Origin of the sequence: Haemophilus parahaemolyticus (assembly GCF_018373095.1) — a bacterium.
Taxonomy (GTDB): domain Bacteria; phylum Pseudomonadota; class Gammaproteobacteria; order Enterobacterales; family Pasteurellaceae; genus Haemophilus_A; species Haemophilus_A parahaemolyticus_A.
On sequence record NZ_JAHAHT010000072.1, the window covers coordinates 1 to 9,552 of the forward strand.

Annotated in this window: 8 protein-coding genes and 2 pseudogenes; 4 read left to right on the plus strand and 6 right to left on the minus strand. The window is 41.1% G+C overall.

Features of this window, described 5'->3' with window-relative positions; genetic code table 11:
* Both KH943_RS07405 and KH943_RS07410 read right to left on the minus strand, forming a co-directional pair.
* Positions 1-466 (minus strand): ABC transporter substrate-binding protein (locus tag KH943_RS07405; RefSeq protein WP_304109606.1); only part of this gene is annotated, 466 nt, incomplete at its 3' end.
* Positions 467-491: 25 nt separating this feature from the next.
* Entirely contained in the window at positions 492-1,283 is a 792-nt protein-coding gene (locus tag KH943_RS07410; RefSeq protein ID WP_304109608.1) for an ABC transporter ATP-binding protein, read from the minus strand.
* A gap of 210 nt (positions 1,284-1,493) precedes the next feature.
* Here KH943_RS07410 and KH943_RS07415 point away from each other — a divergent pair, with 210 nt between their 5' ends.
* Positions 1,494-2,570 carry an acyl-CoA dehydrogenase family protein gene (locus KH943_RS07415; protein WP_304109610.1) on the plus strand — a complete coding sequence of 359 codons (1,077 nt, stop codon included), beginning with the start codon at positions 1,494-1,496 and terminating at the stop codon, positions 2,568-2,570.
* Positions 2,571-2,655: 85 nt separating this feature from the next.
* On the opposite strand, the gene argA is transcribed toward KH943_RS07415, so the two are convergent.
* The 3 genes and pseudogenes from argA to KH943_RS07430 form a co-directional block, all read right to left on the minus strand.
* Positions 2,656-3,966, minus strand: a complete 1,311-nt coding sequence (argA, locus tag KH943_RS07420) for an amino-acid N-acetyltransferase (RefSeq protein ID WP_304109612.1) — start codon at positions 3,964-3,966, stop codon at positions 2,656-2,658.
* 69 nt (positions 3,967-4,035) lie between these two features.
* Positions 4,036-5,342, minus strand: a pseudogene (aroA, locus tag KH943_RS07425) (3-phosphoshikimate 1-carboxyvinyltransferase).
* Between the two features lie 83 nt (positions 5,343-5,425).
* The gene (locus KH943_RS07430) at positions 5,426-6,196 is read right to left on the minus strand and encodes a Nif3-like dinuclear metal center hexameric protein (protein WP_304109614.1); all 771 of its coding nucleotides are present in this window, start codon (positions 6,194-6,196) and stop codon (positions 5,426-5,428) included.
* A gap of 194 nt (positions 6,197-6,390) precedes the next feature.
* On the opposite strand from KH943_RS07430, the gene rbfA reads away from it, so the two are divergent.
* The 3 genes from rbfA to KH943_RS07445 are packed head-to-tail and all read left to right on the plus strand — an operon-like array spanning position 6,391 to position 8,807.
* Complete coding sequence (rbfA, locus tag KH943_RS07435) at positions 6,391-6,771, plus strand: 30S ribosome-binding factor RbfA (RefSeq protein WP_005705552.1); 381 nt, start codon at positions 6,391-6,393, stop codon at positions 6,769-6,771.
* Positions 6,772-6,773: 2 nt separating this feature from the next.
* Positions 6,774-7,691: a tRNA pseudouridine(55) synthase TruB gene (truB, locus tag KH943_RS07440; RefSeq protein WP_304109618.1), complete on the plus strand. Its 918-nt coding sequence runs from the start codon at positions 6,774-6,776 to the stop codon at positions 7,689-7,691.
* A gap of 12 nt (positions 7,692-7,703) precedes the next feature.
* Positions 7,704-8,807, plus strand: coding sequence for a lytic murein transglycosylase (locus KH943_RS07445; protein ID WP_304109620.1), 1,104 nt, complete (start codon positions 7,704-7,706; stop codon positions 8,805-8,807).
* 54 nt (positions 8,808-8,861) lie between these two features.
* Here KH943_RS07445 and KH943_RS07450 read toward each other — a convergent pair.
* Positions 8,862-9,452, minus strand: a pseudogene (locus tag KH943_RS07450) (NAD(P)H-dependent oxidoreductase); the annotation flags it as partial.
* Positions 9,453-9,552: the final 100 nt, after the last annotated feature.

A 9,552-nucleotide genomic window follows, 5' to 3' on the forward strand; every position in this document is an offset into this window, starting at 1 on the left:
ACAGCTGTTGCACCACAATATTATGGATAGAATACCAAAACGGAATAGCAACAGTTTTTCCACCAAGATCAGAAATTCGTTCAATCTGCGGTTGCACGGTAAGTGCGGAACCTGCTAAGTGATTCCACATAACCGCTTTCACAGGTGCATTTGCGGCATATTTTAGCCAGAGTGACATCGGTGAAAGTAGATGGACTAGATTTACTTCACCACTTAAAAAAGCTTCTACCAGTTGCGACCAACTGCGAAACATTATAGGTTTTTCGGCTTTGATGCCCTGTTTCTCAAACAATTTTTGAGCGTGAGCGACAAGCAGAGGAGTGGCATCCGTAATCGGTAAATAGCCAATGCGGACAGGTTGTTCGGGCTGATTAGTTCGTTTTAGCTCTTGTGCCTGCAAAAGCGGTGCACTTCCTGCAAAGCTAAACAGACTGAGAAGTTTTAGAAAATCGCGACGACTGTTCATTTTTTATTCCTTGTTTATTCTTTTACTAAATCACAAATTCAACAGTTTGCTCTTGTTTTTTGTTATTTTCGTTTCGTTGTAACGTTTTTAGAATATCAACACGAATTTCATTAAGTAGTAATAAATTCTCGCGTGGATAAGCGCTGACAATATCCCAACGCCCAACAATATTGGCAGGGCGGTTACCAAGCAGAATAACCTGATCAGCAATCGCAAGGGCTTCGTCAATATCGTGGGTAATCATCACCACGCTGGTGTGATGGTGGTCGATAATCTCTCGTGTCATCAGCTGCATTTGTTGGCGAATAATGGGATCAAGTGCTGAGAAAGGCTCATCCATCAAAATTAACTTAGGCTGACGAGCTACTGCACGGGCTAAATTTACTCGTTGAGCCATTCCGCCAGAAAGCTCGTGTGGCATAGCATTGATGGCGTGCGTTAAGCCAACTTCTGCAATGGCATTGTCTACATTTTGCGAAATTTCAGCTTTATTTGACCGCTTGCGACAGGTGAAATCTAAACCAAAGGCAACGTTCTGCTGTACATTAAGCCAAGGCAAGAGATTAGCAGATTGAAACACAAAGCTAACTTCGGGTTGCGGTTCGGTAATCAATTTATCGAAGAGCGTAATTTTTCCAGCAAGTGGTTTGTCTAACCCTGCAATAACGCGGAGTAGAGAAGATTTTCCTACGCCACTTGGACCAAGAATGCAAGTTAGCGATTTTTCAGGCACATCAAAAGAGACATCTTGCAAAATTACATTAGTTTGATCATTTTTGCGGTAGCCTAAGGCGATATTATTAACAGTAAGAGCCATATCATTTGTTAAAAAGTTGTTATAGATGGTGTTACAATAAAAGAGAAGTGCTTATGAGGGAAATATCCTTGCTTAATCCTTTATAATTTTTTGTTCTAATAGTTTTCAGAACAAAAATGAATAATAAGTAGGTTTTTATTATTTCTCAATCGTTTGCTTTTTATCTAATATCGCTCCAACTTCATTTTTTAACGATTAAAGGGGCATTTTATGGCTAAATATCTATCAACTGAATTTATTGAATGGTTAAACCAACACGCAGCAGAGATTGATCAATCAAATCAATATGCTGATGAGTTATTTAAACGAGTGGCACAAGAAGGTATTTTTAAAATTGGTGTGCCTGAAGTATTGGGCGGTAAAGGTGGTTCATTTCAACAAGCGATTGAAGCGGTGCGTGAAATTTCTACTTATTCCTTAACGGCAGGTTTTATCTCTTGGGGGCATCGTACCTTAATCCAAAATTTATTAAGCAGCAAAAATAGCTTGCCGCGTGAACGTTGGCTAGATGATTTATTAAATGGCGAATTATCGGGTGGCACGGGCTTATCAAATGCGGTGAAATTCCTTTCAGGCATTGAAGAATTACAAGTAACAATTGTAGAAGAAGACGGAAAACGTTATTTACAAGGTCGCTTGCCGTGGATTACCAATCTAAAAGAGAGTGGATTTATCACAATTTTTGCTGCGGAATATGCAGATGGCAGCAAACCACCTGTGATTGTGGTGTTACCGTATAACGCAAATGGTGTGACTCGCACGAAAGAATTATCACTAGTAGCATTGCAAGGCAGTAATACAGTGGCGATAGAGTTAAATCACGTGGAGCTCGATCCTGATTGGATCATCGCAGAAAATGCGGGGGAATATTTAGCCCAAGTGCGCCCAACTTTCTTAGGTTTACAATGTGCAATGGCATTTGGTTTGGCAGCACGTAGCCTTGCGGAAGTGAAAAAATCACTGGATTACGTGGATAATCGTTCTGTGCTAAGACCAGAATATGATGAACAGGTACAAAATTTAGCTAATTTAGAGCACCGTTTAGCGGAAGGATTAAATCAATCCAATTTCTTTATCGACAATCCAAAAGCCTTGTTTGATGTACGTATTGAAATTGTAGATGTGGTTGCCTCAAGTTTATTGCTTGAATTACAGGCTTCTGGCGGTCGTGGCTATTTGCAAAATGCAGGTTCAGATTTCATCCGTCGTTGGCGCGAAGGGGCATTTTTGCCTGTAGTGACACCGAGTGTGTTGCAACTAAAAACCATTTTGCAGGCGGCGAAATAAAGTTATTGTAAATTCTAATAAAAAATTAACCGCTTGTAGCAGGGACGTTACAAGCGGTTTGTTTTTGATGAGGGTAGAGAAAGCATTATGTTAACGCCAGTACTAAAACCCGAGATTTCCGCTGATGATCATAATGTTTACGTTTATACGCGGGCAAATCTTCTGTGCTTTTAATCTCAAAACCTCGCTCTTGAAACCATTGTGTTGTGCGAGTAGTCAGCACAAAGAGTTTTTCAATGCCCATTTGAATAGCACGGCGTTTAATAGCTTCTAATAATACATCGCCACGGGAAGAATCACGGTAGTCTGGATGCACAGCTACACACGCCATTTCTGCCATTTTTTCGTTTAAATAAGGATTCAGTGCCGCACAAGCAATCACAATACCATCGCGTTCAATAATGGTATAACGGCTGATTTCAACCTCCAATTGCTCACGCGAACGTTTTACCAAAATACCTTGCTCTTCAAGCGGTCGAATGAGGTTGAGTAAGCCAGGAATATCGTGCGAAGTTGCAATACGGATATGCTCTGAACTCTCTTCTGAAAGCTGCGTACCGATACCATCACGAGAGAAAAGTTCTTGCAAGAGCGAGCCATCTTCCTTGTAGCTTAACAAATGCGAGCGTTTGATTCCTGAATACGAGGCTTCGATTGCAGCTTGCAAGAAACGGGCAGCAGAATTGTGGTAATCGCCATTTTCAATAAATTTATTGAGGTAGCGTTTTGCTTCCCGTGGATGAATGTCAGAAATTACTTCACCCTTTTCATCCAGCAAACCTTGCTCACCACAAAATCCAATCAACTTATCTGCTTTGAGTTTAATGGCCACTTGAGTCGCAATTTCTTCAAAGGGTAGATTAAACATCTCGCCCGTAACGGAGGGAGCAATCGGCCCAATGACAACAATGGCATCTTGCTCTAGCTGTTGCTGAATGCTTTCAACATTGATGCGACGAATTTTACCGCTTAAGCCGAAATCAACCCCATCAATCACGCCAAGAGGTTGAGCCAAGATTGCGTTACTGCTGACCACATTTAGTACGGGAGAGTTTGGCAGACGAAGTGAGAGTTTGGAGAATATGTCGTAATGTAAGCCGCCCACAGCTTGCTTAACATATTCCAGCGTGTCAGGATCGGTCACACGAATATGGTTGTGGTAGTACGACAAGCGGTTGTTTTGTGCTAATAATTCGTCAATTTGCAGACGCCCACCAAATACAATTACTAACTTGATGCCAAGGCTATGTAATAGACTCACATCATTGGCAATACTCACAAAATTGGAATGGGCAATTGCGTTGCCGTCTAGCATAATGACGAACGTTTTTCCTCTATGCATATTCACATAGGGCGTGGATTGTCTAAACCATTGGACTAATTCAGTATTACGCATAAAGATTTCCTCTCAAATTTTATGAGTAGTTATAGCTTAATTTGCATAATTATGCAAATGTAATGAATATTATCTCACTGATAATTTCTCCAATTCCGCAAAATAGGTTGGGAATGTTTTTGCGGTGCATTTTGGATCTAAAATCGTTACTGGCGTATTGGATAACGCAATGAGTGAGAAACACATCGCCATACGGTGGTCGTTATAAGTTGCGATCTCTGCGTGTTTAAATTTTTCTAGTACAAGCGGTTGAATTCGAATGAAATCTTCCCCTTCTTCCACTTCCGCACCGACTTTGCGAAGCTCTGTTGCCATTGCGTTTAAACGGTCGGTCTCTTTTACGCGCAATTGTAGATGTTACGAATAACAGTTTCGCCTTGTGCGAAGAGAGCCGTAGTCGCAATGGTCATTGCAGCATCGGGAATATGGTTCATATCCATATCAATACCGTGTAAATCGCCCTGTTTAGCTTGAATAAAATCGTCGCCCCAAGTGATTTTTGCCCCCATTTTCTCTAAAACATCAGCAAACAAGCGGTCGCCTTGGATAGAATTTTTACCAATGCCGGTAACTTTCACATTGCCTTTAATTGCCCCTGCTGCTAAGAAGTAAGAAGCAGACGATGCATCGCCCTCCACCAAATATTTGCTTGGTGAAATATAACATTGGTTGCCTTTCACTAAGAAGGTTTGGTAGTGTTGGTTTTCAACGGTTACGCCAAAATCTTTCATCATCGCAAGCGTGATGTCGATGTAAGGTTTTGAAACCAGATCACCAATAATTTCAATCTCCATATCACCCTCTGCAAGTGGGGCTGCCATCAATAATGCGGTTAAAAATTGGCTAGAAATCGAACCATCAATTTTCACTTTGCCACCTTGCAAACCTTTATTACGGATCGCAATCGGTGGGTAGCCGATATTTTCTAAATAACGTACATCAGCCCCCACTTGTTGCAGTGCATCAACAAGGTGCAAAATCGGACGTTCTTTCATTCGTGGTTCGCCTGTTAAGATCACTTCTGCATCGTGTTTTCCTTTTAAACAAAGTGCAGCGGTTAATGGACGCATCGCTGTGCCTGCATTACCTAAAAAGAGCGATAAGCCATTTTGCCAATCAAATGCTCCGCCAACGCCTTCAAGGGTACAAACGGTTTTATCTTCCGAAAGTTGGTATTTTACGCCCAACGCTTTGAGTGCATTTAGCATATGGCGGATATCATCGCTATCCAGCAAGTTTGTGACTTGTGTGGTGCCTTGTGCTAATGCAGCAAGCAGCAAAGCACGGTTTGAAAGGCTTTTTGAGCCAGGTAAGTTGATTTCCCCCTCAATGCGAGTGATAGGTTGAAGTGTGATTTGTTCGAGTTGTTTTGTCATAAAGATCTCGTGATTAAATGTTGTGTCTGTATACATAATTCCCTCCCTTTGTGGGAGAGAATAGGTAAAAAGTAAGACTAAATTTATGCTGGATTATCAATATCCACAAAAGTGACATCCAGTTGATATTCTTTGGCAAGCCATTCTCCAAGCGTTTTTACGCCATCACGCTCGGTGGCGTGGTGACCTGCTGCAAAGAAATAGATGCCTTGTTCGCGAGCTGAATGTGTGGTTTGTTCTGAAATTTCGCCTGTAATAAAAGCATCAATCCCTTTAGCTGCAGCCAAATCAATATAACCTTGCCCGCCACCCGTGCAGATCGCCACTGTTTTGATGAGCTTGTGCGGATAATCAGCGATAAATTCATCGCATACCGTTGGCTTGCGGTTTAAGGCTTTTTCAATTCGTTCTGCCATTTCTTGAGCAGATATTGGGGTTTTAAGCTCACCATAAACAGGGATTGAGTTCGGTTTATCTTCCAAGCCAACGAGATTATGTAAGCCTAAATGGTTGGCAAGTTGGGCATTATTGCCCAATTGGGGATGAATATCGAGCGGTAAATGGTAGCCGAAAAGGTTAATGTCGTTAAGTAAAAGTTGCTTGATACGTTTGCCTTTCATTCCACGAATGCAAGGTGTTTCATTTTTCCAAAAGTAGCCGTGATGTACCAAAATAGCATCTGCATTGAGATTAATGGCTTTCTCAATGAGCGGAAGCGTTGCCGTAACACCCGTGACGATTTTTTGGATATGTTTACGACCTTCCACTTGTAAACCATTAGGAGCATAGTCGGCAATTTGTTTAGCGTTTAGTTTGGTATCTAAGATTTGTTCAAGTTCGAGATTGGTTAGCATTGGGTTCTCTTGTTAAATGAATGGATGTCAAATTATAGCATAACATTAAGGATGTGTAGGGAGTGATGCTGTTGTCTTTTGCAAAGTTATATCGCTTTTTGACCGCTTGGTTCAATATGTTTTACGTGCTAAATTGGGCTATTTCCAGTAAAATAACCCAATTTATTTATAAATAAGACGAATAGGACAAAAACATGAGTAGAGAATTTAAACGTAGTGACCGCGTTGCCCAAGAGTTAAAAAAAGAGGTGGCGGTGATTTTACAACGTGAAGTGAAAGACCCTCGTATTGGAATGGTAACGGTATCGGATGTGGAAGTGTCGCGTGATTTGGCATATGCCAAAATTTTTGTCACTTTCTTATTTGATAACGATCAAGAAGCGATTAATCAAGGTATGAAAGGTTTGGAGAAAGCTAGCCCATATATCCGTTCTTTAGTGGGTAAGGCGATGCGTTTGCGTATTGTGCCAGAGTTACGCTTTATTTACGATGAATCGTTGGTGGAAGGGATGCGTATGTCTAACCTCGTTTCTAACGTCATTCGTGAAGACGAAGCCAAGCATAAAGAGGGTTAACTGTGTCTAGACCGCGTAAAAAAGGGCGTGATGTACACGGTGTGTTTTTGCTCGATAAACCGAAAGGGATGTCGAGCAATGATATTATGCAGAAGGTCAAGCGTCTGTTTCGTGCCAACAAAGCAGGACATACGGGTGCATTAGATCCGCTTGCCACTGGGATGTTACCGATCTGTTTGGGCGAAGCGACTAAATTTTCTCAATTTTTGCTAGATTCGGATAAACGTTATTTTGTAACTGCAAAATTGGGTGAACGCACTGATACTTCTGACGCAGAAGGGCAAGTGGTTGAAACCCGCAAAGTGAATGTGCTTGAAGCGGATATTTTGGCTGCATTGCCGCAATTCCGTGGCGATATTTTACAAGTGCCGACGATGTTTTCGGCATTAAAACATAATGGCAAACCGCTTTATGAGTATGCACGTCAAGGCATTACGGTAGAGCGTGAGGCTCGCCCGATTACCATTTTTGAGCTAACATTTATTGAGTACAACGCTCCTTATTTGTCGCTTGAAGTGCATTGTTCAAAAGGGACTTATATCCGCACATTGGTGGATGATTTGGGCGAAGTGCTGGGTTGTGGTGCACATGTATCCGTACTACGCCGTTTGGCGGTGGCAGATTATCCTGTTAAAGAAATGATGCCAATTGAAGAATTACAATTATTGGCGGAGAGTTTTCCACAACAAGAATTAGACCGCTTGTTATTACCAATGGATACTGCAGTGGCAAGTTTGGCAGTATTAAATCTGACGGAATCGCAAACTAAAGCGGTTAAATTTGGTCAAAGAGTGAAGTTTGAAAATCGTGAGCAAATTTATGGACTTGTGCGACTTTTTTCAAATACACAACAATTTTTGGGCGTGGCGGAAATTACTGCGGATAATGTGATTCGTCCTAATCGTATGGTTAATATATAACTTGAGAAAAAGATGAGATTTAAGAAAGTTTGTGTGATGTCGCTAACACTTATTACGCTGGCATTAGTGAGTTGTTCAACGAACAAACAAAATTACGTGCATTACGCACCATTAGCGATGGATATAAAATATTCAAAAGCACGTTCACTGAATAATTTTAATGACTATGTGCAGTTCCTCAAACAAAAAGCTGTGGGGGCTGGAGTTTCCGAGCAACTTCTTAATCAGCAAGGATTGATCAACTACAATTCTCGTGCAGTGCAATTAGATCAGGAACAAGCCGCTCGCAAGCGTGATCCTAATATGTCACCGCCATCAGCTAATCCCAATGGCGTAACGAATTATCTCAACAAAGTGCTTACCAAAACCAAAGTAAATATGGCAGTAAAGCGTTGGTATAAGTACAATTTGCCACTGACTAAAGCAAGTCAGAAATTTGGTGTACAGAAAGAGTACATTTTAGCATTATGGGGGATGGAGAGCAGTTTCGGAAATTATCAAGGTAATTTCGATGTGCTTTCAGTGTTAGCGACATTAGCCTTTGATGGGCGTCGCGAGAAATTATTTACTCAAGAGTTTGTTAATGCTATGAAGATGTTGGATAATGGCACGCTTAAACGCTCGGAAATGAAAGGCTCTTGGGCGGGAGCAATGGGGCAAACTCAGTTTATGCCAACTACTTATTTATCTTATGCAGCTGATGGCGATAACGATGGCAAAAAAGATATTTGGAACAATGAATATGATACTTTTGCTTCCATCGCTTCTTATCTTTCAACCGTTGGCTGGGATAATCAATTGCCATGGGGAGTTGAAGTAAAATTCAATAATCCTATTGATCTCTCTTTCTCAGGGCTTGAGGAAAATAAAGCTAAAAATCTAAGGGAATGGCAGGCTTGGGGCATTTATCTTGCTTATCCAACTGACCAAGAGGTTGAAAAACTGGATAAAATGAAAAATGCGAATCTCTGGCTTGTTCGCCCAGATAAAGAAGTGGGTAGAGCATTTTTAGTTACCAATAACTTCCGCACTCTGATGGATTGGAATCGTTCAAATAATTTCGGTATCAGCATCGGAAAATTTGCGGATCGGATTTTAGTGAGTGTGAGGCAGTAGTGGGATAAGAATGAGCAAAAAACAGTCATTTTTGACCGTTTTTTGCAATATAACTTACTCAACCCACTCAATCACTTCTTCGGCAGGCTTACGATATTTCTTTTTAATTTCTTTCGCACGATAACCAAAAGTAACCATACAGGAAACACCCCATTCATTTGGATCAAACAAACCTTCTTCTGCTAAAATGCGGTTCACTTCAGGGTAGTTAAAACCTTCAATCGGGCAAGAGTCAATACCAATCAGTGCTGCCCCCGTCATCATATTACCCAACGCAATATAGGTTTGCTTACTACACCAGTCAAACAAACTACGTTCATTTTCTAACACTTGAATATCATCAGTTTGAAAGGTTTTATAGCGAGCAATGGTTGCACTCATTTGTTCAGGTGTTAAGCCTCTTTTTTCAAGCGAAGTACGGAAAAATTCGCTATCAAAACGGGCGTTTTTCTTCGCTAAAATCACCACCAAATGGCTCATCTCATTCATTGGGTGTTTAATGCCCCATGAAACAGGTGCAATTTTTTCACGGATTGTCATATTTTGTAGCACCAAAAACTTCCAGGGTTCAGAACCTACCGAACTTGGCGAAAGGCGACCTAATTCCAGAATATAGTCCATATCCTCAGAGCTAATTTTGCGTGCATATAATCGAATGACAATGTTGTGCCATTTGAATTATAGTCATTCAAATAAGCGGCATCAATACCCTCTGAGCAAGAGAATGCTTTCAAGCCATTCTTTA

Excerpts from the sequence above, each read along its gene's own strand:
- KH943_RS07430 (WP_304109614.1), bottom strand. The coding sequence starts at position 6,196 with ATGCTAACCAATCTCGAACTTGAACAAATCTTAGATACCAAACTAAAC.
- rbfA (WP_005705552.1), top strand. The coding sequence starts at position 6,391 with ATGAGTAGAGAATTTAAACGTAGTGACCGCGTTGCCCAAGAGTTAAAA.
- KH943_RS07415 (WP_304109610.1), top strand. The coding sequence starts at position 1,494 with ATGGCTAAATATCTATCAACTGAATTTATTGAATGGTTAAACCAACAC.
- argA (WP_304109612.1), bottom strand. The coding sequence starts at position 3,966 with ATGCGTAATACTGAATTAGTCCAATGGTTTAGACAATCCACGCCCTAT.
- KH943_RS07445 (WP_304109620.1), top strand. The coding sequence starts at position 7,704 with ATGAGATTTAAGAAAGTTTGTGTGATGTCGCTAACACTTATTACGCTG.
- KH943_RS07410 (WP_304109608.1), bottom strand. The coding sequence starts at position 1,283 with ATGGCTCTTACTGTTAATAATATCGCCTTAGGCTACCGCAAAAATGAT.